We start from the raw sequence: 23562 nt of genomic DNA on the forward strand, positions 1-23562 counted from the left end.
CCAAGGTCCGCAACATTTCGCGGCTGTTAAAGGAAACTCTCTCCGCAGCTCAGCGCGGTGTGCGTCACACGCCCGCGTAGGCGAGCGAAGGACGCTCCGCGAACACGGTGCGCCGCAGGTAGAACCACCACGTGGTGACCAGGCACAGCCCGTAGAAGACGAGGATCGCGGTCAGCGCGGGCGTGAGCGTCTTGCTGCCCTCCAGCGAGAACTTGAAGACGAGGTTCACCAGCACGCCACCGGCCGCGCCGACCGCGCCCGCGATGCCGACCACCGCGGCTGCCTGCCGCTTGGCCGACTTGTCGTCGTCCGACTGCGTCTTGAAGATCGCCGGGATCATCCGGTAGGTCGAGCCGTTGCCGACGCCCGCCAGGATGAACAGCGCGATGAACGAGGTGAAGAACAGCGGGAAGCTCTTCATGTCCACGCTGGTCATGACGCCGATCGTGCCCAGTCCGAGCCCGACGAACGTCCAGAGCGTCACCTTCGCGCCGCCGATCCGGTCAGCCAGCCACCCGCCGGCCGGACGGGCGATGGAGCCGATCAGCGCGCCGAGGAAGGCCAGCGCCACAAAGCTCTTGTAGTCCACGAAGCTGATCTTGATCAGCGACGGGAACGCGAACGAGTACCCGATGAACGACCCGAACGTGCCGATGTACAGGAACGACATCACCCAGGTGTGCTTGTTGGACATGGCCAGCTTGTACGATTGCCCGTCCGGCTTGGCCTGGGTGAGGCTGTCCATGAAGAACCACGCACAGGCGGTGGCGATCAGGATGAACGGCATCCAGATCAGCGCGGCGTACGCGAGGTGGATCCCGGTACCGATGGTGATCACGATCGGCACGATGAGCTGTGTGATCGCGACGCCGAGGTTGCCGCCGGCCGCGTTCAGGCCGAGCGCCAGGCCCTTCTTGCCCTCCGGGTAGAAGAACGAGATGTTGGCCATCGACGACGAGAAGTTGCCGCCACCCAGACCCATCGCGGCCGAGGTGAGCAGGAAGAACCAGTACGGCGTGCCCGGCGTCGTCACGGCGTAGGTGAGCATCGCGCACGGAATCAGCAGCAGTCCGGCGCTGATCGTGGTCCACAACCGTCCGCCGAACTTCGGCACCGCGAAGGTGTACGGCACCCGCAGCGCGGCACCGATGAGGTTCGGCACGATCAGCAGCCAGAACTGCTGGCCGACGCTGAAGTTGAAGCCGACCGAGCCGAGACTCACGACCACGATGCTCATCAGCACCCACACGCTGAACCCGAGATTCTCCGCGAGGATGGAGAAGATGAGGTTCTTGCGCGCAACTCGCTTGCCGGTGCTCTCCCAGAACTCGGGCTTCTCCGGCTCCCAGTGCTCGATCCAGCGGCTCATGTGTGTCCTCCACAGGGGTCGGCGGTTGCCGAAAAAGCTAAGAACCGCGCATTACCGAGGGGTTCTGGGGGATGACGGCGGAGGCAACTCCGCCGCACATCACGCGATCTGCGGTTGTGAGGCCGACAGCCAGTCAACGAGCCCGCACACAGCGTCCTTGCACCCACCACAACCGGTGGTCGCGCGGGTGGCCTGGGCGATCTCGGGCACGGTCTCCGCGCCCGCACGCCAGGCAGAGACGATCTGTCCCTTGGAGACGGTGTTGCACCGGCAGATCACCGCACTGGACGGAAGATCGGCAGGTGACGCGGCCTCCGCGGGCAGTGCACGGCCCAGCAGCAACGCCAGCCGGTCGGTCGGCGCGGGGATGCCGCGGTCGTAGAGCTGAGTGATCGTGGCGGCCGCGTCCGGTGCGCCCAGCACGATCGCGCCGGCGACCCGGTCGTCACGCAGCACGAGCTTCGCGTACCGGCCGCGGGAAGGTTCCTGGAAGCACAGGACTTCCGAGTCCGGGCAGTCGACGTCGGTGTGCACGTCACCCAACGCGGCGAGATCCACGTCACGCGCTTTCAACCGCGTCACAACGGAAGTGCCGCGGTAGCGCGACGCCGGGTTCGCGCCGGTCAGGCGGTCGGCGAGCACGGCGGCCTGGTCCCACGCGGGTTGAACGAGACCGGACACCGTGCCGGGGTGCTGCGCGCAGTCGCCGATCGCGTGGATGCGGGGATCGCTGGTGCGCAGGGCGTCGTCCACGATGATGCCGCGGTCGACTTCGAGGCCTGCATTGACGGCCAACGACGTTTCGGCGCGCACACCTGCGGAGACGACCACGAGCTCGGCGGGCACGTGGGTGCCGTCGTCGAGGATCAGGCCGTCGCCGGGCAGGTACTTGGAGGCCAGTGCGTTGAGGCGGAACTCGATGCCGAGCTGGCCCAGCGTGCGGGCGAGGACACCGCCGGCGCCGGGGTCGAGCTGGCGTTCCATGAGGTGGCCGACGGGGTGGACCACGGTGACCAGGCAGCCACGTCCGGCCAGGCCGCGGGCGGCCTCGATGCCCAGGAGGCCGCCGCCGAGGACGACCACGGGTGCGCCCTTGTGGGCCTTGGCCTCGATCTCCGCGCAGTCGTCGAGGGTGCGGAAGGCGACGACGCCGGGGGCGAGCTTGCCGTCCTCCAGGAGGCCTTCGGCGGGCGGGACCCAGGGGGTGCTGCCCGTGGCGAGGACCAGTGCGTCGTAGGGAATCCCGTCGATCGTGCGGTTGTCCCGGTCGATCTCGCGAACTTCCTGCCCCAGGCGCAGGTCGATGTTGTGCTCCGCAGCCCACTTCTCGTCGTGCAGCCGTGTCGACTCCGGTGTCATGCTCCCGGCGACGACTGTCGAGAGCAGCACGCGGTTGTACGCGGCGTGCGGCTCGGCACCGATGATGGTGATGGAGATGTCCTGGTCGCGGCGGCGCAGCTCATCCGCCAGCCGCGCACCCGCCATGCCGTAGCCAACGATCACGATTCGTCGCATGCCCGCTCCAATCGCACCGCGCAGACCTTGAACTCGGGCATCCGGCTCGTGGGATCGAGCGCGGGATTGGTGAGCAGGTTCGCCCGCCCCTCACCGGGGAAGTGGAACGGCAGGAACACCGCGTCGGCGCGCATGCTCTGCACGCACCGGACCACGGCAGTCACCGTTCCCCTCCTGGACACGACGTGCGCGGGCTCACCGGAAACCAGCCCTGCTCGTGAAGCCGTGTCCGGGTGCATTTCCACGTACATCTCAGGAACTGCCTTCATCAGCTCGCCGATCCGCCGTGTCTGCGCACCCGACTGGTAGTGCTGCAGGACCCGCCCTGTGGTGGCCTGCAACGGGAACTCCTCGTCCGGCGGCTCGGCCGGACCGCGGTGGTCGACCGGGATGAAGCGCGCGAGGCCGTCGGCGTGCGCGAACCGGTCGAGGAAAAGCCTTGGTGTGCCTGGATGTTCGACCGACGGCACCGGCCAGTGCAGCTGCTCGGCGTCGAGCCGTTCGTAGGTGATGCCGGAGTAGTCGGAAGGCCCACCGGCAGACGCCCGCCGCAGCTCCTCGAAGACTTCCTTCGGCTCGGTCAGGAACTTCTCCGCGCAACCGAGCCGCGCGGCCAGCCCGTGGATGAGGTGCAGGTCGCTGCGCACCCCGGCCGGTGGGTCGAGTGCCTTGCGGCGCCTGATGATCCGGCCTTCGAGGTTGGTCATCGTGCCGTCTTCCTCGGCCCACTGCGTCACCGGGAACACGACGTCGGCCATCGCGGCGGTCTCCGACATCACGAAGTCCGCCACCACCAACAGGTCCAGCGCTCGCAACCGGTCAGCGACCCCGGAAGCCCGTGGTGCCGACACGACCGGGTTGCTGCCGAACACCAGCATCGCCTTGAGGTCGTCGGCGTCGAGCAGCTCGTACGCGCTGCGCCCCACTCCCGGCAACCAGTCGACGCCCCAGATCTTCATGATGTGCTGGCGCGCAACGGGATCGTCGAGCTTCCGATAGCCCGGCAGCTGGTCGGCCTTCTGCCCGTGCTCGCGCCCGCCCTGACCGTTGCCCTGGCCAGTCAGGCACCCGTAACCGGAGCCGGCGCGGCCGGGCAGACCCAGCGCGAGAGCCAGGTTGATCCACGCCGAGACGTTGTCGGTGCCGGACGCGTGCTGCTCGGTGCCGCGCCCCGTCAGGATGTACGACCGCCCCGCGAGCATGTGCACGGCAGCGCGTTGATCGGCGGCGGACACACCCGTGACGCGTTCGGTGCGCTCGGGCCACCACGCGGCGGCGATCCGCCAGGCGTCGTCGAAACCGCTGGTGCGCTCGGAGATGTACTCCTTGTCGATCACGCCCTCGATGACCGCCGTGTGCAGCAACCCCAGTGCCAGCGCCAGGTCCGTGCCGGGCGCGGGCTGCAGGTGCAACGTCGCGCGCTCGGCGGTCGGCGTGCGGCGCGGGTCGATGACGATCAGCCGCGCGCCCTCCAGATGCCGCAGGAACGGCGGCATCGTCTCGGCCGGGTTGGAGCCGGCCAGCAGCACCGTGTCGGCGGAGCGCAGGTCCGTCAGCGGGAACGGCAGACCGCGGTCGAGCCCGAACGCCTTGTTGCCCGCGGCGGCGGCCGACGACATGCAGAACCGGCCGTTGTAGTCGATCTGCGAGGTCTTCAGGGCGACCCGCGCGAACTTGCCGAGCAGGTACGCCTTCTCGTTGGTCAGCCCGCCGCCGCCGAACACGGCGACCTCGTCGGGCTCGTAGGACCGGATGCGGGCGGCGACGAAGTCCAGTGCCTCGTCCCACGAGGCAGGCTCGCCGTGGATCAGCGGCGTGGTGAGGCGGCCTGGATGGCGCAGCAGCTCTCCTGCCGTCCAGCCCTTCTGGCACAGCCCACCGGGACCAGGGGTCACCTGGCCGTCGATGACGCTCATGGAGCACTGCAGCGCGCAGTAGGGGCAATGGGTCACGCCGCTGACGCTAAGAAGCGCGCGTTAACCCGATGCTCTGCAATGTTTCGAACGTGGAAAGTTGTCAGCTCAGAGCAGTGCGGTGACGTGGTGAGCAGCTCGTTCCAAGCCCGCAAAGGACTGTGAGGTTGACAACGGGTGCAACGCGTGCACGGCCAGCCGGAACAGCGTCGCGCGCACCAGCGCCTGCTCCCACTCGGCCTGGTGGCTCCACCTGTGGAAGAGCCCGGGATCCGCGCCACCCCACGCGACGGCGTCCACCGCGATCACCGCGGCGGCCCATTCGGCCGGACGCCAGTACGCGGTGAAGTCGATGACGGCCGGCTGAGCGTCGCCCGCGAACAGCACGTTGCCGAACAGGTCGCCGTGCACGACCTGCGGCTTGAGGTTCAGCGGCTTCTGCGTCTCCTTGAGCAGCTCGAACAGCCGTCCGCCGAGATCGGCGTCGAGCGGCACGTCCTCCTCGCCCCACGCCTTGCGGTCGGCGACGGCGAACACATCCGTGCGGGAGTCGAGAAACCTGGGCTTCGGCAGCTCGGCCGTGGCCTGGTGCAGCCGTTGCGCGACGGCGATGACCTCGTCGTGGCGAGCTTCGGCACGTCCGGCGAGGAACTTGGTGGCAGACCAGCCGCCGACCACATAGCGCCCGTCGGTGGATCTGAGCGGGCGGCCGATGCGCAGGTGCGGCACGTCCAGGCCGTCGAGGGTCTTGGCGATCCAGGTGGCTTCGGCCGGCTTGGGCGCGGGCCGGATGGTGGCGTCACCGCAGCGCCACGCGGGGCCGCCGTCGATGAGCTCCGGATCGGCGTCACGTGCCCCGAACGCCGCACGCACGTGCGCTGGGGGCGGTTCGGGGGTGCGGGTCACGGTCCGGCACGCTACCTGCTCAGACCACCCGGTTGGCGGAACGCGACACGCCGTGATCCATCCCACCACCCACTTGGCCCAACCCTTTTGCGATGAAGGGAACCTTCCTCCACCTCAAGTGGAGGAAGGTTCGCTTCATCGTTTAATAGGTCGGGAGCGACGGGTCGACTTCGCGGGCCCACGCCAGTACTCCACCGCCGACGTGCACGGCGTCCTTGAAGCCCGCCTTGTGCAGCGCCGCGAGCGCTTCCGCCGAACGAGCACCGGACTTGCAGTGCAGCACGAGCGGCTTGTCCTGCGGCAGTTCGGAGAACGCCTCGCCGGACAGGATCCGGTCCTTCGGGATCAGCACCGAGCCGGGGATCTTCACGATCTCGTACTCGTGCGGCTCACGAACGTCCACCAGCAGGAAGTCCTCACCGGACTCCTGCTTGTGCTTGAGCTCGAGCGGCGTGATCGTGTTGCCCGCGGCCGCCTGCTGCGCGTCCGTGGACACGACACCGCAGAACGCCTCGTAGTCGATCAACTCGGTGATCTTCGGCGACTCCGGGTCCTTGCGGATCTTGATGGTCCGGTACGACATCTCCAGCGCGTCGTAGACCATCAGACGGCCCAGCAGCGGGTCGCCGATGCCCGTCAACAGCTTGATCGCCTCGGTGACCATGATCGAGCCGATCGATGCGCACAGCACGCCCAGCACGCCGCCCTCGGCGCACGACGGGACCATGCCGGGAGGCGGCGGCTCCGGGTAGAGGTCGCGGTAGTTCAGGCCCTGGCCGTCCGGGGCGTCCTCCCAGAAGACGCTGACCTGGCCCTCGAACCGGAAGATCGAACCCCAGACGTACGGCTTGCCCAGCAGCACCGCGGCGTCGTTCACCAGGTAGCGCGTGGCGAAGTTGTCGGTGCCGTCGAGGATCAGGTCGTAGTCGCGGAAGATGTCCAGCGCGTTCTCGGAGTTGAGGTGCGTCTGGTGCAGCACGACCTTGACGAACGGGTTGATCTCGGCGACGGAGTCACGCGCGGACTCGGCCTTCGGGCGGCCTACGTCGGACTGACCGTGGATGACCTGACGCTGCAGGTTCGACTCGTCCACGACGTCGAAGTCGACGACGCCGAGCGTGCCGACCCCGGCCGCGGCCAGGTACAGCAGTGCCGGGCTGCCCAGACCGCCCGCGCCGACGACGAGCACCTTCGCGTTCTTCAGCCGCTTCTGCCCGTCCACCCCGACGTCCGGGATGATCAGGTGCCGGCTGTAGCGCGCTACTTCTTCCTTGGTCAGCTCCGCGGCTGGCTCAACGAGCGGCGGAAGCGCCATCTGCTCCTCCTCGACGAAACTGCATGCCTCTGTATCCGAGACAACACCTACCCTGCCTGGACTCTTCCTCGTTGGAAAGTCGTCTCAGCCAGCGGGAAACGGGTTCGGCTTGCAGATCTTGCCGTCCGCGGGCACGACGTCCTGGCCGGCGTTGAGCACGGACACGAAGTTGTTCGCGACGCCGAAGGTCTGCTGCATCATCACCGGCGCCGGCGCGTCGTTCTCCGCGCACGCGGCGTGCTTGTTGCCCAGCGCGTGACCGACCTCGTGGTTGATCACGTAGGTCCGGTAGCCGGGGATGTCCGACCCGTAGGCCATGGCACCGCGCACCCAGCGGGCGACGTTGATGATCACGCGCTTGCTGGGCTGGTCCCAGCAGGACGTCTCGAACGGGATCTCTTTGCCGCAGATCGTGTGCGTCGTCTTCGTGCTGGTCAGGCTGACGACGAAGTCCGGGTTCTGGTTCGCCTCGACCCGCTGCAGCGCGACCTGCTTGGTGCCGATCCAGCTGCGCGGGTCGGAGAGGATCCCCTCGACGGTCCGCGCGAACGCCGCGTCGTCGTTGTTGTAGTCGGCGGGCTGCACGCCGTCCTCGATGGCGATGGCGTACTTGCGGAACGTCCGCGCGTTCCCCTCACCCACGCGCGCCCCGCCGCCCGCGATCGCGCGCCACGTGCCGACGCCGTTCTCGGAGAACGCCGGCCCGGCGGGCAGCTCGGCGGTGGGGAGCTCCAGCTTGGGCTTCTGCCCCTGAACCTCGGTCGCGGGTGCTTCGGGAGTGGTGGTCACCACGTCCGTCGACCCACCCGCCGTGCTGCCACCGGCCGCGGGCGTCTTCGGCTGCACCGTGTCGAGCACGACGAGCGCGGTGAGCACGAGCAGCACCGGGATCGCGTAAATGCGCCATCCGTAGTTGGCGACGAGCTTCCTCACACCGCGCTTGCGAGGCCGCCGGTGCTGGGCCGTGCCCTCCGGCTCCCAAGCCGCGGCGAGCGGTTCCGCGCTGGTACGGCGCGCGCCACGGCGGTAGCGGTCAGCGGGAGGTTCGGTCCGTCCTCGCTCGGGGGCGCGATTCACGTTGCCCAGGGTCCCACATCCCCCGTATGGCCGTCGTTGTTCACCATGTGTGTCGGTCGAGCGCCTCCCACATGCCCAGGACGGCCCTGGCCACGGTGGCGGGCCGCTCCATCTGGGCGACGTGACCCGTCCTCGGAAGCACCAGCAGTCGTCCCTTCGGCAACAACCGGGCCGTGCGGGGCCCCTTCCGAACGCTGACCAGCCGGTCGTTCTCACCCCAGACCACCAGCGTGGGCGCCTTGACCAGCGGCAAGATCCGCCAGAGCGACTTCGGCCCTGGCGTCAGCCAGCTCTGCATCAACCCGAACGTGCTCCGGTTGAGCGCCAGCCCGGCCCACTTCTGCCGGGCGCGCTCCTCGTTCTCCTTGATCGACTCCTCGATGCGGTGGTCGGGCACCACGCTCGGGTCGGCGAAGCACAGGTCCAGCATCTGCTTCGTGCGCTCGTGCGCGGTCAGCTTCGCGAGCTCGCGGCGCACCTTGGACCCGATGACCGGAAACACCGCGAGCGCCATCCGCGGATCCGACATGCGGTCCAGGCGCGGCCTCAGATCAGGCACGGCCGGGCTGACCAACGTGAGAGACTTGACCAGATCCGGCCTGGTAGCGGCCGCGATGACCGAAATCGCCCCACCCATCGAGTTGCCGAACAGGTGCACGGGCTCCTTGAGCGTCTCGATGTACTTGATCACCGTGCGCGCGTGCGTGGGCAGGCTGAAGTCGTAGCCGGGGATCGGCTCCGACCGCCCGAACCCCGGCAAGTCGATCGAATATCCGCTGACGTGCTCTTTCAGCTGGGCAGCCAGGTCCGTCCAGTTCGTCGCGGACCCACCCAGCCCGTGCACGTAAACAGCAGGCGGCCCCTCCCCCGGAGTCACCCTGACATGCACCTCGTGGTCGTCGACCTGGTGAAACTCACCGGGCCACGGCGGCTGAGACTTGTCCAGCGGCGGGAGCGCGACAGTGGACAAAGGGGCGGAATTCAGGGTGCTCACCAGACCAGGATGCGGGAAAGAACGCCCAGATGGTTCCCGGATGTGGGCTACCAGCGAGTAAGGTTGCGCTCACGCCTCGGTCAGGCAACCCCTCTCCGACGGCCGGATGACTCGTGCTGGAGGCACCATGACGGAGACGGCGCAGAGCGCACCCGCAGGCAGGGGCGTTCGACTGCCGCGCACCGCCCGCCGCGCGCAACTGCTGGCAGCGGCGCAGGACGTGTTCGTCGCCAACGGCTACCACGCCGCGGCGATGGACGAGATCGCCGAACGCGCGGGCGTGTCCAAGCCGGTGCTGTACCAACACTTCCCCGGCAAACTAGAGCTCTACATGGCGCTGCTCGAGTCCCATGTGGACGAGCTGGTGGGCCGAGTCCGCACAGCAATCGCCTCCTCAACGGACAACAAACTCCGCGTCCGCGCCGCCGTGGCGGCCTTCTACGACTTCGTGGACGGCGAGGGCCAGGCCTTCCGCATGGTCTTCGAGTCCGACCTGCGCTCCGAGCCGGCCGTGCAGGAAGCCGTGGAGCGCGCCACCACCGACTCGGTGGACGCGATCACCGACACCATCACCGCCGACGCAGGCCTGGACCCGGAACGCGCCCGCCTGCTGGCCGTCGGCCTGGTCGGGTTGTCGCAGGTCACAGCCCGGTCCTGGCTCGCGGACAACCGTCGGGTGCCGAAGGAGGACGCCGTCGCGCTGATCTCGAACCTGGCGTGGCGCGGCATCGGTGGCGGCTTCCCGCTCCAGCACTGACAACCTTGTCCTAGGGCGCAAGGCGGCACCGAAGGCTGCCGCCTTGGCACGGCCTGACCTCGGTGGCGAAGGCTGCCGCTCTTATGCGATGCCGAAGGCGAGCCGCTCTTCCCGCACGGGCCGGGTGAGGTGGTCCCGTCACGAAACCGGGGGACGACCCACGCAACCGGCGCGCCCCACTCACATCAACGCAGCAATCCTCCGAGCCACATCCTCCGACCGTTCAAACGGCAACATGTGCCCAGCCTTCGGATAGATCACGAACTCCGCAGACGGCAACGCCTCCGCCAACACCCGCGAGTGCCGAATCGGCGTGAGCACGTCCCAAGACCCAGCCATCACCACAGTCGGGATGTTCGACAGCACCGCCAACGCCTCCCGCCGCTGATGCCGAGTCAACTCCTCCCGAATCCCGACGAACGCCTCACCGCTGGTAGCCCCAGCCATAGCCGCAGCGGCCCGAACATCAGCCCACCGAGGCCGACGCCCGAACGTCACCCGCAACCCAGGCGTGATCAAGCGGCCGAACCCGACCTTCGACCGCTTGACCAGCCACTTCCCGGCAACCCGCTCAACAGCGTTCATCCGGGGCAGGTCCCCGCACGAAGTGGCCACAAGGGCCACCCCCGAAACGCGCGAGAACAACTCAGGCCGCGACTCAGCCAACGCCATGATCGTCATGCCCCCGAGCGAGTGCCCAGCCAGCACAACCCGCCCGGTGGGCACGAACTCCTCAATCACAGCCGCGAGATCGTCGGCCAGCTCGGAGATCGACCCGACACCACGCGAACGACCATGACCACGCACGTCATAACGCACCACCCGGCCAGGCAGCGCAGCAGCAACGCGGTCCCAAGTCGTGTGATCCATGGTCCACCCGTGCAACAGAACAGCAGTCACGTCGGAGGACGAAGACCCCGACGTGACAACGTTCAGCCGATCAAGAACGACCGACGCCATGACCGCATCCCGGGCTTCCCGACAAGTCCAGCCTCATCCAGGAACGACATGATCCGCTCCCCAGACCAGCGAATGGTCTCCTGGAACCGCGGGTTCCCCAGCGCCTGCCGCCGAGCCTCCCGCACATCCAGCCCAACGGCCGCGTACACAGCAGGGTTGATGATCGTCCGCGTGATCATCATCGACACGTACCCGACCAGCCACTTCTGGTAAGGCAACTCAAACCCGCGCAGGTCGCCCATCCCGCGCAACAGCTCCTCACGCGCGAACCGCACGTGGCGGGCCTCTTCCAACACGTGGATCCGGTTGACCATCCGCACGATGGGCTGGATCGTGTCGTCGTTCATGGCCTCGCGCTGCAACCGATCAAGGATCTCCTCGGCAACCAGGATCGACCCGTACATCGCCGGCCCGTATCCGATGGTCGGCAGCAACTTCCCCAACCGATGAGTCGAACGAACGGGCCCATAAGCGGGGCAGCCGATCGTCTCCACCAGCCGAGCGAACATCGTCGAGTGCCGACACTCGTCAGCCACCTCGGTCAGCGCGTACTGGGCATGCCGGGAGGTCGGATCGGTGTTGTAGACGACCTTGACCAGCATCTGCATCAACAGCAGCTCGAACCACAGCCCGACAGACGCGATCGAGGCCAGCTCGTGCTTCGACAACTCGATGCGCTGCGAATCAGACAGCGACTCGTAGAGAGGCGTGCCGTACAGAGAAATGCGCTGTTCAGGGATGTAGAAGAGCCCGTCCACCAGCGGAGCGGACCAGTCGATGTCCACTTCCGGGTCGTAGAACTTCTCCGCGGACGACTTCAGCAGCCTCTCCGCCGTCTTCTCCCGATCGGCGACCCTCATCGGTTGCCCTCCCCGGTAAGTGTTACTTGAGGTAACGGTTACTTCTGGTAGCGTGCGTCACATGGCACGCACTGTCAAGGGGCCGGACGCGCGACGCGAACGCTGGAAGGGGCATCGCGAGCAGCGCAGGGCGGAGTTCGTGGAGGCCACGATCGCCGCTGTGGCCAAGAAGGGCCCGGACGTCGGCATGGAGGACGTCGCCGCGGAGGCGGGCGTCAGCAAACCCGTGCTGTACCGGCACTTCACCGACAAGTCGGACCTCTACCTGGCAGTCGGGCAACGAGCCACCGAACTGCTGATGGAACGGATGGGTCCCGCGCTCGCCGCGGACGGGCCGATCCGCGACCGCATCGAACGGATCGTCGACGCCTACCTCTCGGTGATCGAGGACAACCCGAACCTGTACCGGTTCGTGGTGAAGGGGTCCTTTGTGGACCGTCCGGTCGAGAAGGACGTCGTGCAGGAGGACAAGAACCTCATCGCGAACGCGTTGGCGCGCATCCTCGGCGACTACCTGCGGGCGTTCGAGATGGACTCCGGTGGCGCCGAGCCGTGGGCGCACGCGCTCGTCGGCATGGTGCAGAACGCGGGCGACTGGTGGCTCGACCGCCAGACCATGTCGCGCGCGAACCTCAGCGACTACCTCGCCACGATCATCTGGCACGCCATCGACGGGCTGCTGCGCTCGGCCGGCGTCCAGGCAGACCCGGCCAAGCCACTCACCCCACTCCGATTGGTGGACTAGATGAGCGAGCACGACGAAGAGGGCTACACCGGCGAGGCCACCCTGACGTTCGGAACCGACGAGGTGAAGGTCGACGTCGATCTACGCGGCTACTTCCAGCCGATCGACGGCCGCTACCACTGGTACGGGCGCGTGAAGCAGAACGACGAGGTCACGACCCGCGTCGAAGGCGGCGCCAGGAACGCCGTGCTGCGCACGCCCACCGGCGAGGCGGAGGGCACGCTCACCGACCCCGACCCGTGGGGCCGCTACCGGGTCGGCGGCGTCTCGACACCGCCGTACAAGATCGAAGAACCTGCCGAACAGTGAAAAAGCCCCGGTCAACGTGACCGGGGCTCTTTCGTTCCAAGTGCTTCAGGCGCCGAAACCGACCTTGCGCGAGTCCTGCGGGCCGATCTCCACGTACGCGACGCGGCCAGCGGGCACGACGAACCGCGCACCCTTGGCGTCCACCAGCGACAGCACACTGGACTTGCCGGACACCGCGTCCGCCACCAGAGCCTCAACATCTGACGGGTTGAGCTCACTGGTCACGACGAGTTCCCGCGGGCTGTCCGCGACGCCGATCCTGACCTCCACGCTGACCTCCGTGCTCAAAAGGAAAATCTACGGCCGAGCCTACCCAGTGCGGCGACCACAATCACCGCCAGACGCTCCCGGTGCTCAGCAGGGCACCTCGCGGTGTCGACCCCCGTCCCCCATATGCCCGATATGAGGGGCGGGGGTCGACGCCGCGATGCACCCGTCTGACCAGCGGGAATCGCCCGACAGTGGTCAGTGGTCGCCGCACTAGCCCAGACCCAGCTGCGTCATGCGCCGCGCGTGCGACTGCTGGAGCCGGCGGAACAGCTGACCGATCCCGGCGAGGTCTCCGGAGCCCCGCACGATCAACTCCGCGAGCCCGTCCCGCTCCGCCACCACGTACTGGGCCTGCGTCAACGCCTCGCCGAGCAGTCGCCGGCCCCACAGCGCGAGCCGGTCGCGCACCCGCGGATCGGACTCGACGGCGGCCAGGACTTCGCGCTCAGCGAACGCCGAGTGACCCGTGTCGGCGAGCACCGCGAGCACCAGCTGCTTGGTCGGCTCGTCGTCGAGCCACGAACCGACCTCGCGGTAGAAGTCGGCCGCCAGCCCGTCGCCCACGTACGCCTTCACCAGCGACTCGAGCCACGACTTGGGACTCGTCGACTCGTGGAACGCGTCGAAGCCCTTCACGAACGGCGCCATCGCGTCCTCGACGGCGATCCCCTCGGCCGCGAGGTGCTTCTGCAACTGCGTGAAGTGACCGATCTCGGCCGCGGCCATCTGCGCCAACGCCGCGCGCCCCGCCAATGTCGGCGCCGTGCGCGAGTCCTCCGTCATCCGGTCGAAGGCCGAGAGCTCGCCATATGCGAGCGCCCCGAGAAGATCGACAACACCCTCCGCAACACCCATGAGACCGAAGCCTAGTGCGGCGAGTCCGAGACTCACCGGCCGATCGACGCGTTCAGACAGACGAATCGTGGTGCCGCCCCCACGTCCTCACATCGGGATATGGGGGCGCGGGGGCGGTGCCGCGAGGCGTCCTGCGGAACGCCGCGAGCGGCCGGCGAAGATCGGAATCGCCGCGCTAGGTGGTCAAATGCGTCTCGCCAGGTAGAATGGGCATCGGACGCCCGGCGTGACGAGTGTGACGAACCGCCGCGAGGCGCACGAAATGGTGCGCGTACACCTTTCCCGCAGCTGATCCGAAGCGCGGTCGAGAGGCCCGGCCAGGGCTCGTACGCGCTTGGTACGAGAGAGGCTGATCACCCTGACCGCTGAAGTAGAAGCACATCTGGACCCGGTCCTCCTGGAACACAGCGAGACCGTCCCCGTAGAAGACACGTCGCACCCGCTGCAGGCAGACGCCCCGGTGCGCAACGACTCCCCCACGTTCGCCGAGCTGGGAGTCCGCAACGAGATCGTCAAGGCGCTCGGCGAAGCAGGCATCGAGCGCACGTTCGCCATCCAGGAGCTGACGCTCCCCATCGCTCTCGCCGGTGACGACGTCATCGGCCAGGCGCGCACCGGCACCGGCAAGACCCTCGGATTCGGCGTGCCGCTGCTGCACCGCCTCGACACGCCCGGCGACGGCACTCCGCAGGCACTTGTGGTGGTCCCCACCCGTGAGCTGTGTCTCCAGGTCACGCACGACCTGACCGACGCCTCGAAGCACCTCGGCGTGAAGGTCGCCGCCATCTACGGCGGCATCCCGTACGAGCGGCAGATCGCGCAGCTCCGCAAGGGCGTCGACGTCGTCATCGGCACGCCGGGCCGCCTGCTCGACCTGGCCGAACAGCGCCACCTGGTGCTCGGCAAGGTCCAGATGCTGGTGCTGGACGAGGCCGACGAGATGCTCGACCTGGGCTTCCTGCCCGACATCGAGCGCATCCTGACGATGGTTCCCGACAAGCGGCAGACGATGCTGTTCAGCGCGACCATGCCGGGCCCGATCATCACGCTGGCCCGCACGTTCCTGACGCAGCCGACGCACATCCGCGCCGAGGAGAACGACGCCGGCCAGACGCACGAGCGCACCAAGCAGTTCGTCTACCGGGCGCACTCGCTCGACAAGCCGGAGATGCTGGCCCGCGTGCTGCAGGCGCGCGACCGCGGCCTGTCGATGATCTTCGCGCGGACCAAGCGGACCGCGCAGAAGGTCGCCGACGACCTGACCGAACGCGGGTTCGCCGCGGCCGCCGTGCACGGTGACTTGGGCCAGGGCGCGCGCGAGAAGGCGCTGCGGGCTTTCCGCAGCGGCAAGGTCGACGTGCTGGTCGCCACCGACGTCGCGGCGCGCGGCATCGACATCGACGACGTGACGCACGTCATCAACTACCAGTGCCCCGAGGACGAGAAGACCTACGTGCACCGCATCGGCCGCACGGGCCGTGCCGGGCGCGAGGGTGTCGCCGTCACGTTCGTCGACTGGGACGAGACGACCCGCTGGCAGTCGGTCAACGAGCTGCTCAACCTGGGCCAGCCGGAGCCGATGGAGACCTACTCCACCTCGGACCACCTGTTCGAGGACCTGGGCATTCCGTCCGGTTCCACGGGCAGGCTGCCGCTGAGCCACCGCACGCGTGCCGGTCTGGCCGCCGAGGAGGAGGAGAACCTCGACAACGGCAAGCGCAAGCGCCGTCGTCGTAGCGGATCCGGCAGCGGCTCCGGCCGCACCGGCTCCGAGCAGGCGGCTCCGGAGGCGAGCGAGGAGACCAGGCCGAAGCGCACCCGGTCGCGCACGCGCAGCCGGTCCGGCGTTCCGGTCGAGGGTCAGCAGGCGGAGACGTCGGCTCCCGAAGCAGCGGACAAGCCGGCTTCGGACAAGCCCCGCAGGCGTCGGCGTCGGCGTTCCTCTGCCGAACAGGCCGCTCCTTCGGCAGACTGATCACCATGTCGTCCCCCGGTTCCGACGTCACCGACATCGAGGACGTCCTCGACGAGCCCGCGCACGCGCCTGAGCCCGTCGAGGAGCGTCCGCGCGCCCGGTCGTGGCGCACCCGCGCCGACTTCATCGCGGTCGCGCTGATCGCGGTCGTCACGGTCGTCGCGGCCTTGCTGACCTGGGCGTTCAGCGATGCGCGGGCCACGACGTCGATCACCGGGCCGACGACGTGGGAGCAACTCCCCGAGGTCGTCGCGCTGCCACCGTCGCTCGCCGAGGTGTGGCGCGCGAAGAGCGGCGCGTCGCTCTCTCCCGTGGTCGTGCAGACGCAGGTCTTGGAGACCGGCGAGGAGAAGCCGTCCACGGTGGTCACCGGCGACGGCAGCGAGGTCAACGGGCGCGACCCGCTGACGGGTGACGTGCGGTGGACGTACAGGCGCGACGACCTGCCGCTGTGCCGGGTGAGCACGGCCTGGGGCCGCGCGATGGCCCTGTACTCGAAGGGCACGAACTGCTCCGAGCTGACGTCGCTCGACGGCGTCAGCGGCGAGCGGCGGGCGCAGCGCAACGGCGACGCGGAACCGGGCACGGCACTGCTCAACGAGGGTTCGCACCTGATCACGACCGGCACGAAGTTCATGGAGGTCTACCGGCGCAACGACCTGGTCAGGTCGTTGGAGTACGGCGGCCTGCGAGCGATCGTGAACCCGAACAAGCAGCCGCGGGTCGGCTGCACGTACGGCTCGGTCGCGGTGACGTCCGGCCGGTTCGCGCTGATCGAGCGCTGCCCGGACGACAGCTCCGACCGGATCTCGGTGATCAAGCCGAACCCGGACAAGTCCGACGAGCCGAAGGTGTTCTCCAGCGTCCTCACCGGCGGGAAGAACGCGCAGGTCGTGGCCGTGACGGAGAAGCTCGTCGCGGTGGCGATGCCGAACCCGAGCCGCCTGGTCGTGTTCGACGCGGAGACCGGCTCGCAGGTCACCGAGGTGCCGATCGACGTGCCGACGGCGGACTTCGTGGAGCCGCCGAACCACGTCGCGCGCTCGTTCGCGACCAAGACCAACGTCTTCTGGTTCACCGGCTCCAAGACGATCTCGCTGTCGGCGGAGACGCTCACTCCACTGTGGACGGCCGACGGCACGCTCGGCGCGGGCACCACCCTCGCCGGCCGCGCGATCATCCCGGTGAAGGAGGGCCTGCGGGTGTACGAGCAGGCCACGGGCGAGGTCGTGGGCACGATCCGGGTGAACCGCGAAGGCCACACCGGCCCTGTGCAACTCGCCACAGCGGGTCCCGTTGTCCTCGAGCAGCGTGGCGAAACCCTGGTCGCGCTGCGATAGTTCGAGGCGTGTACTCGCAGATCAGCCCGCACCGGGCGCAGCGCATCGACCTGCCGGGCCGCTACGGCACGATCGCGGGGCTGCGCGCGCCCGCCGTGGGTGACGACGCGTTGCGCACGACGGCACTGCTCGTGCCGGGGTACACGGGTTCCAAAGAGGACTTCGCGCCCATGATCGACCCGATCGCGGACGCCGGTTTCGAGGTCGTCGCGATCGACCTGCCGGGCCAGCAGGACTCCGCGGGCCCGGACGACGAGGCGCTCTACCGCCCCGGCCCGCTGGGGTCGGTGATCGCCGAGCTGATCGGGAAGATCGCCGCGGACGGCCGGAAAGTGCTGCTGCTCGGCCACTCCTACGGCGGCCTGGTGTCGCGCGCCGCGGTGTTCGCGGGTGCTCCGATCGCCGGTCTCACGCTGATGTCGTCGGGTCCCTCCGAGCTGCCTGCCGGCGAACGCCGCACGGTGCTGGAGGTCGGTGAGCACGTGCTGGCCGAGCAGGGCGTCGAGGGCACTCAGAAGCTGAACGAGCTGCGGTCCGCGCAGAACCCCGCGTACGCCGCCCTTCCGCAGGAGCTGAAGGACTTCTACCGCAACCGCTTCCTGTCCTCGCCCGCCGCCGCGTTGCTCGGCATGGGCAACGGCCTGCGCTACGAACCGGACCAGGTCGCCAAGCTGGCCCGGTCGCTGCGGTCGTCCGGCATCCCGTGCCTCGTGGTGTGCGGCGACCAGGACGACGCGTGGAGCCCGGCCGCTCAGCGCGACATGGCCGAGCGGCTGGACGCGGACTTCGCGGTGCTGCCGGGCGTGATGCACTCGCCGAACACCGAGGCGCCGCACGAGGTCATCGCCACGCTGCTGCCGACCTGGCGGGCCTGGCTCAGCTCGTAACCAGGCCCGGTCACCTCACAGGCCGATCTTGAACTCGCGCTCGTCCTCCGGCTGGCCGTCCCACGTGGCCAGCACGAGCCGCCCGTACGCGGTACCCGGACGGAACGCCTTGCCCTCGTAGGCCAGGACCGCCACCGCGGCCTTCTCGGGGCGGCCGGTGCACGGCAGCACCTTTTGCTTGTAGCCGAAGGCGATGCCGCCCAGCACGTTCTGGGTGACGTACACGTTCACCGTGGCGCTGCCGCGGTCGTTCACCGGGCACGTGTAGGTGATCGGGACGTTGACCGCGGCACCCGAGGCCAGGAGCTTCCCCGGCGACTCCAGCCGCACCGCCGGAGCCGAGGGCGAGTCGGCGCTGACCTCCGCCATCACCGGGGCGATGGAGGCGAGCACCGCCCCGCCCACCACGGCCATGATCGCCAAAGCCTTGCCTCTGAAGAACTTCCTCACGGCGGTGCTCCTCACGGGACGATCCTGAGTTCGCTGTCGGTCGCGAGGTAGCCCTGCTGTGGGTAGATCGAAGCGGTGCCGTACGCGTCGCCCCAACGGAACGCCTGCCCGCCTGCCTGAACGGTGACGGTGGTCGTCTCGAACCCGCCGGTGCACGGCTGGCCGGGCTTGCTCTCCCTGCCGACGGCCACCTCACCCAGCACGGCCTGGCTGACCATCACGAACACACTCGTCGTGCTGCCCGCCGGGCACGCGTAGGTGACCTCGACGTCGATCGCCGCACCCCACGCCCGCCACTTCGCCGTCGGCTCCAGCCGCACCGCGAGGTTCGCCGGCGAGTCGGCGCCGTCCTCGGCCATCACCGGCGCGACGGACGCGAGCACAGCACCACTCACGACCGCCGCGACAGCTAAAGCCTTGCCCCCGAAGAACTTTCTCATGCACTGGTCCCCTCAGCTCAGCGAGCGCCTGGCGGTGCTCACTGAGCGGGGAACGCGTCACGCGGCCGCTAACGCTGCATCCGCACCGGAGAAATCTCCGCTCAGATGCCGATCTTGATCTCGGTCTCGTGCGAACCGAAGTGCGGGTACGAGTTCAGGTCGCCCTTCGCGAACGCCGTGCCCAGGCGGAACGCCCGGTTCGTCGCCTGCACGCTCACCGCGACGATCTCGAACCCGCCGGTGCACGCGACGTTCTTGGACGCGGAGCCGGTCGCCACGCCGCCGAAGACGGTCTGGCTGACGTTCAGGTACAGGTACCCCGCCGCACCGGCCGGGCACGAGTAGGTCACGTTGACCTCCACGGCCGCACCCAGCGCCTTGATCTTCGCGGGCGACTCGACTCTGACCAGCGCCTGCGAGGGCGACTGCGCCGCTACGTCCGCCATGACCGGCGCGACGGACGCGAGGATCGCGCCACCCGCGACGGCCACGATCGCCAATCCCTTGCCCCCGGAAAGCTTCTTCATGCTGCTGTCCCCTCATTCATTCCGTCCCTTGTGGACGGAAACCCCAGACCGGCGCAGACGCCGGCGGTGATGAGCACGACAGGCAGATGCCACAGGAAGTCGAACCCGCTGTGCACCAGCACGACGACGACCGCAGCCATCGCCCCTGCCCACAGCGAGGTGCCGCGCCCTCTCCACATGGCGACCAGCACGGCCCCGACAACCCCCAGCGCGAGCACCAGCCCGACGACCCCCAGCTCGACGAGCACCTGGAGGTACTCGTTGTGCACGTAACGCATGAAGCGGGTGCCTTCGTTGCCCCCGTTGAAGAAAAAAGATCCTCTTCCCGGACCGACGCCGAGCACCGACACCAGGTCCAGCGCGGCACCGGTGGCCCCGGCGCGGTCCGGTGAGCTGAACGAGACCCGGGAAGCCAGCCGGTCCGCGAACGCGAACACCGCCACCGCACCGCCCGCGACCAGCAAGCCAGCGAACGGCACCGCGAACCGCCCCAGCCTGGGCAGACCCAACGCCACCAGCGCACCCGCGACCAGTCCGGCCACCGCCACCAGCTGCTGCGGCTCGTCGGCCACCCGCATCCCGGGCAGCAGCGCACCCACCGCGACAACAGCCCCGAGCAACGGCGGCGCGGCAGCCACCACGGTCTTCCGCAAACCCCAGAACACGCACAGCACCAGCAACCCCGCCGCCAGCGCGATCACGCCGGCGCGGCTCATCGTGGCGCCGATCCCGGTGCACAGCAGGAAGCTCATCACCGAGGTGAGCTGCGACGACCTCAGGACCAGCGACAACACCGCGGCGGCGGCCATCACCGCGGCCGCCGCGTTCGGGTAGGTCAACGTCGACGCGGCGCGCAGCAACCCTTCCGCGACCGTCGTCCAGCCCGGCACCCGGAACGCCACGGCCACCCACCCGGTGAACGCCACGAGCGCCCCGACCCCGACCACCACGGTGCCGAGCAGCTCCCGTTCGGCCTGATCAGCCTGTGCCGCAACGACAACCGCGCCGACGAACACCCCGACCGCGGCCACCGTCGGCAGCGAGGACAGCACGTCATCTTCGAGCAACCCGCGCACGACCGCCCACAACGCGAGCGTTCCTCCAAGTGCCGCAAGGAGGTTCGGCCGCGGGCGCGCGAGCACCAGCGCCACCCCGACCAGCAACCCGGACAGCACCCGGCCCGGCAGGTAGTACCCGCCCTGCGCGACCACGGCCGCGGCGAACCCCGCGACCACCAGCAGACTCGGCACCGGCAACGCGACCGATTCCCGGCGCGCGCCAACGACATCCCCCACGACCATCGGCTTCCCCCAGCCTTCGCACCCGCCTCCCCAAGCGGATCGAGAGCACACTGTAGGGCCAGGGGGACGCGCGGCGGAAGTGCGGAGTCCGGTCAGCTGAGCAACACGGCGGTGAACGCTCCGAGCAACATGAACGGCCCGAACGGCAACGAGCTCTTCAGCGTGATCCGCCGAAGAGCCAGCAGCACCAACGACACGACGGCCGACAGGACGAACGCCAGTGCGGCGCCCAGCAGCAGCACCGGCCAGCCCAGCCAGGCGAGCGCCATCCCGATGACACCGGACAGCTTCACGTCTCCGTAGCCCATCCCGGCCGGGTTGATGAACTCCAGCACCCGGTAGACGAACGCGAGCAGCAGCCCGCCGAGCACCGCCCGGCCGAGCGCGCCGATCGTGCCGCCCGTCAGCGCGGCGACGGTCAGCAAGATCAGGACCGCCGGGTACGCGGGCAGCGTCAGCACGTCCGGAAGCCGGCGCACGGCCGTGTCGATGAACGCCAGAGCAACCCCGAGCGCGCCGAGGCAGGCGAACGCGAGGATCTCCACCGAGCCCGCGAACTTGATCGCGAGGACGGCCAGCACGACCGCCGACACCAGCGGCAACGCGATGCCGGTGCGGGTGAACCGGTTGACCAGGTCGCGCAGTGCGACGCCGGATGCGAGTCCTCCAACAGCGCCGCCCACGGCCCAGAGAAGAGTCATGCGGCAGACGTTAGGTCGCGCGCGAGGTCAACGGAACGTCACGACGACAAGTCCGACCGACGGGCCGACAGCTTGTCCCCCGATCGACCGACATGTCCCCCGAAGTGCACCTTCGTTACACCTCTTCGTCCGATACCGAACCCCTTTGGCGATCACGCAGAGTTGCGGCGTCCAGAAATCGGATTCCTTCCCACAGGAGACCACCATGCTCACCTTCATCAGCTACGTGCAGACGTTCCTCACCCGCAGCGTGAAGCGCGAAGACGACGACCGCGGCGCCACGGCCGTCGAGTACGGCCTGATGGTCGCCCTCATCGCCATCGCGATCATCGCCATGGTGACCCTGCTCGGCACCAACCTCGCCGCCCTGTTCGAACAGATCGCGAACGCGCTGTAGTGACGAAGCGTCGGCGTGATCCAGACTGCGGCGCCAGTGCCGTCGAGTACGGCCTCATGCTGGCGTTGATCGCGGTCGCCGCACTCGTGGCCATCACCGCGGTCGGCGAGAACATGGCTGCCATGTTCGAGCTCGTCGCCGACGTCATCGATGGCTGAAGTCTCCTGTCCCGCGCGGCCGGCGATCCCCTCCGCCGGCCGCGCACCTTTCTTCGGAGCGGTCATGACGAACAAGGCTCGCGATGGCGGCGCGACCGCTGTCGAAGTCGCTCTGCTGATGCCGATCCTGCTGGTCCTGGTGATGGGCATCGTCGACTTCGGGCGTGCGCTGCACGCCCAGATCACGCTGACCCAGGCCGCCCGTGAAGGCGTCCGGGTCGCCGCGTTGAAGCAACCCAACCCCGCGACGCGCACGCAGAACGCCGCCGTCGGGCTCACCGGTGTCGGTGTCACGGTCGACGCCTGCCCCGCGTCCCCGTCGTCCTCGGGCGACAGCGCCGAGGTCGAAGCCACCTACTCGTTCACCTTCGTGACACCGGTCGGCAGCCTCGCCGGAATGCTCGGCGGCGGTGGCTTCGGCGGCCCGATCACTCTGAGCGCCAAGGGAGTCATGCCGTGCGAAGGTTGAGAACAGACGATCGCGGCGCGATGGGCGTGCTGATCGGCATCCTGCTCGGCTTCGGCGTGCTGCTGGGCATGGGCGCGATCGTGGTCGACGTCGGCATGATCTACCAGGAGCGGGCCGAGCTGCAGAACGGCGCCGACGCGGGTGCGCTCGCCGTCGCCCGCGGCTGTGCGACCGGCGCGTCCACCTGCCTGGTCAACAAGGCCAACTACTACGCGAACCACAACGCCAAGGACGGCGTGTCCACTGTGGACGAAGTCTGCGGGTACGACGGCCACGGCGTGCTGTCCTCGTGCTCGGCGTCGAGCGGCGCGATCACGGACTGCCCGGCCAAACCCGCCACCGGCACCAAGTACGTGGACGTGCACACCTCGACGCAGACCGCCGGCGGCGACACGCTGCTGCCGCCCGCGTTCGCCCGCACGCTGGCCGGCAACAGCGGCTACGAGGGCACGCAGGTCGCGGCCTGCGCCCGTGCCACGTGGGGTCCGCCGAAGACCGCGACCACGATGGCGATGACGATCTCGTGGTGCGAGTGGAACGAGGCGACCTCTGGCGGCACCTCGTTCGGCCCGACACCGCCGGCCACGCCACCGCTCTCCGTGTGGCGCCTGCTCAAGCTGCACACCACGAGCGGCACGACCTGCCCGGCCGGTCCGTCCGGTTCGGACGGTCCAGGCATGTTCGGCTGGGTCGACGACACCGGTTCCGACTGCTCGGTGCTGATCAACAACAACACCTACAGCGCGGACACCGGCGCCTCCGCCGGCAACGACTGCAAGACCGCACTGGCCAACGCGTACACGTCGCGCAAGCCCGTGTACTTCCCGATCTACACGAAGGTCACCGGCACCGGCACCGGTGGCACGTACACGCTGGCCGGGTTCGCGGGCTTCGTCGTCACCGGGTACTGGCTGCCCGGCGCCTCGGAGAAGGACTGGCTGACGAACAAGAACGAGTGCAAGGGCTCGGACAAGTGCGTCGCCGGCTACTTCGTCCAGGGCCTCATGCCCAACACCGGCACCATCGGCGGCCCCGATCTCGGTGCCCGCATCGTCCAGCTCACCGGCTGAAA

The 23562-nt window shown here is 68.7% G+C and carries 26 protein-coding genes; 10 read left to right on the forward strand and 16 right to left on the reverse strand.

What is annotated here, in order from left to right:
* Positions 1–64: 64 nt before the first annotated feature.
* From LFM09_RS29500 to LFM09_RS29530, 7 genes are all read right to left on the reverse strand, one after another.
* A complete protein-coding gene (locus LFM09_RS29500; RefSeq protein WP_414099839.1) occupies positions 65–1369 on the reverse strand; it encodes an MFS transporter in 1305 nt (434 codons plus the stop codon).
* Positions 1370–1468: 99 nt separating this feature from the next.
* Positions 1469–2884, reverse strand: coding sequence for an FAD-dependent oxidoreductase (locus LFM09_RS29505; RefSeq protein ID WP_414099840.1), 1416 nt, complete (start codon positions 2882–2884; stop codon positions 1469–1471).
* Positions 2869–4800, reverse strand: coding sequence for a molybdopterin oxidoreductase family protein (locus tag LFM09_RS29510; protein ID WP_414099841.1), 1932 nt, complete (start codon positions 4798–4800; stop codon positions 2869–2871). Before LFM09_RS29510 ends, LFM09_RS29505 begins: the two co-directional genes overlap by 16 nt.
* A gap of 105 nt (positions 4801–4905) precedes the next feature.
* Entirely contained in the window at positions 4906–5703 is a 798-nt protein-coding gene (locus LFM09_RS29515) for a TIGR02569 family protein (protein ID WP_414099842.1), read from the reverse strand.
* A gap of 142 nt (positions 5704–5845) precedes the next feature.
* On the reverse strand, positions 5846–7018 hold the full coding sequence (moeZ, locus tag LFM09_RS29520) for an adenylyltransferase/sulfurtransferase MoeZ (RefSeq protein WP_414099843.1): 1173 nt from the start codon (positions 7016–7018) through the stop codon (positions 5846–5848).
* A gap of 84 nt (positions 7019–7102) precedes the next feature.
* Entirely contained in the window at positions 7103–8095 is a 993-nt protein-coding gene (locus LFM09_RS29525; protein ID WP_414099844.1) for a DUF3152 domain-containing protein, read from the reverse strand.
* 40 nt (positions 8096–8135) lie between these two features.
* Entirely contained in the window at positions 8136–9089 is a 954-nt protein-coding gene (locus LFM09_RS29530) for an alpha/beta fold hydrolase (RefSeq protein WP_414099845.1), read from the reverse strand.
* 127 nt (positions 9090–9216) lie between these two features.
* On the opposite strand from LFM09_RS29530, the gene LFM09_RS29535 reads away from it, so the two are divergent.
* Positions 9217–9846: a TetR/AcrR family transcriptional regulator gene (locus LFM09_RS29535; protein ID WP_414099846.1), complete on the forward strand. Its 630-nt coding sequence runs from the start codon at positions 9217–9219 to the stop codon at positions 9844–9846.
* 180 nt (positions 9847–10026) lie between these two features.
* On the opposite strand, the gene LFM09_RS29540 is transcribed toward LFM09_RS29535, so the two are convergent.
* The gene (locus tag LFM09_RS29540) at positions 10027–10806 is read right to left on the reverse strand and encodes an alpha/beta fold hydrolase (RefSeq protein WP_414099847.1); all 780 of its coding nucleotides are present in this window, start codon (positions 10804–10806) and stop codon (positions 10027–10029) included.
* On the reverse strand, positions 10779–11666 hold the full coding sequence (locus tag LFM09_RS29545) for an AurF N-oxygenase family protein (protein ID WP_414099848.1): 888 nt from the start codon (positions 11664–11666) through the stop codon (positions 10779–10781). The genes LFM09_RS29540 and LFM09_RS29545 overlap by 28 nt, the downstream gene beginning before the upstream one ends.
* Positions 11667–11727: 61 nt before the next feature.
* On the opposite strand from LFM09_RS29545, the gene LFM09_RS29550 reads away from it, so the two are divergent.
* Together LFM09_RS29550 and LFM09_RS29555 are read left to right on the forward strand one after the other, a co-directional pair.
* Positions 11728–12411, forward strand: a complete 684-nt coding sequence (locus tag LFM09_RS29550; RefSeq protein ID WP_414099849.1) for a TetR/AcrR family transcriptional regulator — start codon at positions 11728–11730, stop codon at positions 12409–12411.
* On the forward strand, positions 12412–12720 hold the full coding sequence (locus LFM09_RS29555) for a DUF4873 domain-containing protein (protein WP_414099850.1): 309 nt from the start codon (positions 12412–12414) through the stop codon (positions 12718–12720).
* A gap of 45 nt (positions 12721–12765) precedes the next feature.
* Here LFM09_RS29555 and LFM09_RS29560 read toward each other — a convergent pair whose 3' ends face one another.
* Positions 12766–12990, reverse strand: coding sequence for a DUF3107 domain-containing protein (locus tag LFM09_RS29560; protein ID WP_030474076.1), 225 nt, complete (start codon positions 12988–12990; stop codon positions 12766–12768).
* A gap of 210 nt (positions 12991–13200) precedes the next feature.
* Positions 13201–13845 (reverse strand): ferritin-like fold-containing protein, encoded by a 645-nt coding sequence (locus LFM09_RS29565; RefSeq protein ID WP_414099852.1) that lies wholly within the window; start codon positions 13843–13845, stop codon positions 13201–13203.
* A gap of 334 nt (positions 13846–14179) precedes the next feature.
* Here LFM09_RS29565 and LFM09_RS29570 point away from each other — a divergent pair, with 334 nt between their 5' ends.
* The 3 genes from LFM09_RS29570 to LFM09_RS29580 are packed head-to-tail and all read left to right on the forward strand — an operon-like array spanning position 14180 to position 18047.
* Positions 14180–15820 (forward strand): DEAD/DEAH box helicase, encoded by a 1641-nt coding sequence (locus tag LFM09_RS29570; RefSeq protein WP_414099853.1) that lies wholly within the window; start codon positions 14180–14182, stop codon positions 15818–15820.
* A 5-nt stretch (positions 15821–15825) separates the two neighbouring features.
* On the forward strand, positions 15826–17160 hold the full coding sequence (locus LFM09_RS29575; protein WP_414099854.1) for a hypothetical protein: 1335 nt from the start codon (positions 15826–15828) through the stop codon (positions 17158–17160).
* 8 nt (positions 17161–17168) lie between these two features.
* A complete protein-coding gene (locus tag LFM09_RS29580; protein WP_414099855.1) occupies positions 17169–18047 on the forward strand; it encodes an alpha/beta fold hydrolase in 879 nt (292 codons plus the stop codon).
* Between the two features lie 15 nt (positions 18048–18062).
* On the opposite strand, the gene LFM09_RS29585 is transcribed toward LFM09_RS29580, so the two are convergent.
* The 5 genes from LFM09_RS29585 to LFM09_RS29605 form a co-directional block, all read right to left on the reverse strand.
* Complete coding sequence (locus tag LFM09_RS29585; RefSeq protein ID WP_414099856.1) at positions 18063–18497, reverse strand: hypothetical protein; 435 nt, start codon at positions 18495–18497, stop codon at positions 18063–18065.
* 11 nt (positions 18498–18508) lie between these two features.
* On the reverse strand, positions 18509–18937 hold the full coding sequence (locus LFM09_RS29590; protein ID WP_414099857.1) for a hypothetical protein: 429 nt from the start codon (positions 18935–18937) through the stop codon (positions 18509–18511).
* A 101-nt stretch (positions 18938–19038) separates the two neighbouring features.
* Positions 19039–19464 carry a hypothetical protein gene (locus tag LFM09_RS29595; protein WP_414099858.1) on the reverse strand — a complete coding sequence of 142 codons (426 nt, stop codon included), beginning with the start codon at positions 19462–19464 and terminating at the stop codon, positions 19039–19041.
* Positions 19461–20759, reverse strand: coding sequence for an O-antigen ligase family protein (locus tag LFM09_RS29600; protein WP_414099859.1), 1299 nt, complete (start codon positions 20757–20759; stop codon positions 19461–19463). The genes LFM09_RS29595 and LFM09_RS29600 overlap by 4 nt, the downstream gene beginning before the upstream one ends.
* Before the next feature lie 98 nt (positions 20760–20857).
* Entirely contained in the window at positions 20858–21466 is a 609-nt protein-coding gene (locus LFM09_RS29605; protein WP_414099860.1) for a prepilin peptidase, read from the reverse strand.
* Between the two features lie 205 nt (positions 21467–21671).
* On the opposite strand from LFM09_RS29605, the gene LFM09_RS29610 reads away from it, so the two are divergent.
* From LFM09_RS29610 to LFM09_RS29625, 4 genes are all read left to right on the forward strand, one after another.
* Positions 21672–21863: a Flp family type IVb pilin gene (locus tag LFM09_RS29610; protein ID WP_414099861.1), complete on the forward strand. Its 192-nt coding sequence runs from the start codon at positions 21672–21674 to the stop codon at positions 21861–21863.
* Positions 21863–22021 carry a Flp family type IVb pilin gene (locus tag LFM09_RS29615; RefSeq protein WP_414099862.1) on the forward strand — a complete coding sequence of 53 codons (159 nt, stop codon included), beginning with the start codon at positions 21863–21865 and terminating at the stop codon, positions 22019–22021. Before LFM09_RS29610 ends, LFM09_RS29615 begins: the two co-directional genes overlap by 1 nt.
* Positions 22022–22085: 64 nt before the next feature.
* Entirely contained in the window at positions 22086–22490 is a 405-nt protein-coding gene (locus LFM09_RS29620) for a TadE/TadG family type IV pilus assembly protein (RefSeq protein ID WP_414099863.1), read from the forward strand.
* Entirely contained in the window at positions 22478–23560 is a 1083-nt protein-coding gene (locus tag LFM09_RS29625) for a TadE/TadG family type IV pilus assembly protein (RefSeq protein ID WP_414099864.1), read from the forward strand. The genes LFM09_RS29620 and LFM09_RS29625 overlap by 13 nt, the downstream gene beginning before the upstream one ends.
* The last annotated feature ends 2 nt before the right edge of the window (positions 23561–23562 follow it).

The organism is Lentzea alba (assembly GCF_047445655.1).
Classification (GTDB): Bacteria; Actinomycetota; Actinomycetes; order Mycobacteriales; family Pseudonocardiaceae; genus Lentzea; species Lentzea alba_A.

Coding starts and splice junctions, on each gene's coding strand:
- LFM09_RS29500 (WP_414099839.1), bottom strand. CDS start 1,369: ATGAGCCGCTGGATCGAGCACTGGGAGCCGGAGAAGCCCGAGTTCTGG.
- LFM09_RS29505 (WP_414099840.1), bottom strand. CDS start 2,884: ATGCGACGAATCGTGATCGTTGGCTACGGCATGGCGGGTGCGCGGCTG.
- LFM09_RS29510 (WP_414099841.1), bottom strand. CDS start 4,800: ATGAGCGTCATCGACGGCCAGGTGACCCCTGGTCCCGGTGGGCTGTGC.
- moeZ (WP_414099843.1), bottom strand. CDS start 7,018: ATGGCGCTTCCGCCGCTCGTTGAGCCAGCCGCGGAGCTGACCAAGGAA.
- LFM09_RS29535 (WP_414099846.1), top strand. CDS start 9,217: ATGACGGAGACGGCGCAGAGCGCACCCGCAGGCAGGGGCGTTCGACTG.
- LFM09_RS29540 (WP_414099847.1), bottom strand. CDS start 10,806: ATGGCGTCGGTCGTTCTTGATCGGCTGAACGTTGTCACGTCGGGGTCT.
- LFM09_RS29545 (WP_414099848.1), bottom strand. CDS start 11,666: ATGAGGGTCGCCGATCGGGAGAAGACGGCGGAGAGGCTGCTGAAGTCG.
- LFM09_RS29550 (WP_414099849.1), top strand. CDS start 11,728: ATGGCACGCACTGTCAAGGGGCCGGACGCGCGACGCGAACGCTGGAAG.
- LFM09_RS29555 (WP_414099850.1), top strand. CDS start 12,412: ATGAGCGAGCACGACGAAGAGGGCTACACCGGCGAGGCCACCCTGACG.
- LFM09_RS29565 (WP_414099852.1), bottom strand. CDS start 13,845: ATGGGTGTTGCGGAGGGTGTTGTCGATCTTCTCGGGGCGCTCGCATAT.
- LFM09_RS29575 (WP_414099854.1), top strand. CDS start 15,826: ATGTCGTCCCCCGGTTCCGACGTCACCGACATCGAGGACGTCCTCGAC.
- LFM09_RS29590 (WP_414099857.1), bottom strand. CDS start 18,937: ATGAGAAAGTTCTTCGGGGGCAAGGCTTTAGCTGTCGCGGCGGTCGTG.
- LFM09_RS29595 (WP_414099858.1), bottom strand. CDS start 19,464: ATGAAGAAGCTTTCCGGGGGCAAGGGATTGGCGATCGTGGCCGTCGCG.
- LFM09_RS29605 (WP_414099860.1), bottom strand. CDS start 21,466: ATGACTCTTCTCTGGGCCGTGGGCGGCGCTGTTGGAGGACTCGCATCC.
- LFM09_RS29610 (WP_414099861.1), top strand. CDS start 21,672: ATGCTCACCTTCATCAGCTACGTGCAGACGTTCCTCACCCGCAGCGTG.
- LFM09_RS29620 (WP_414099863.1), top strand. CDS start 22,086: ATGACGAACAAGGCTCGCGATGGCGGCGCGACCGCTGTCGAAGTCGCT.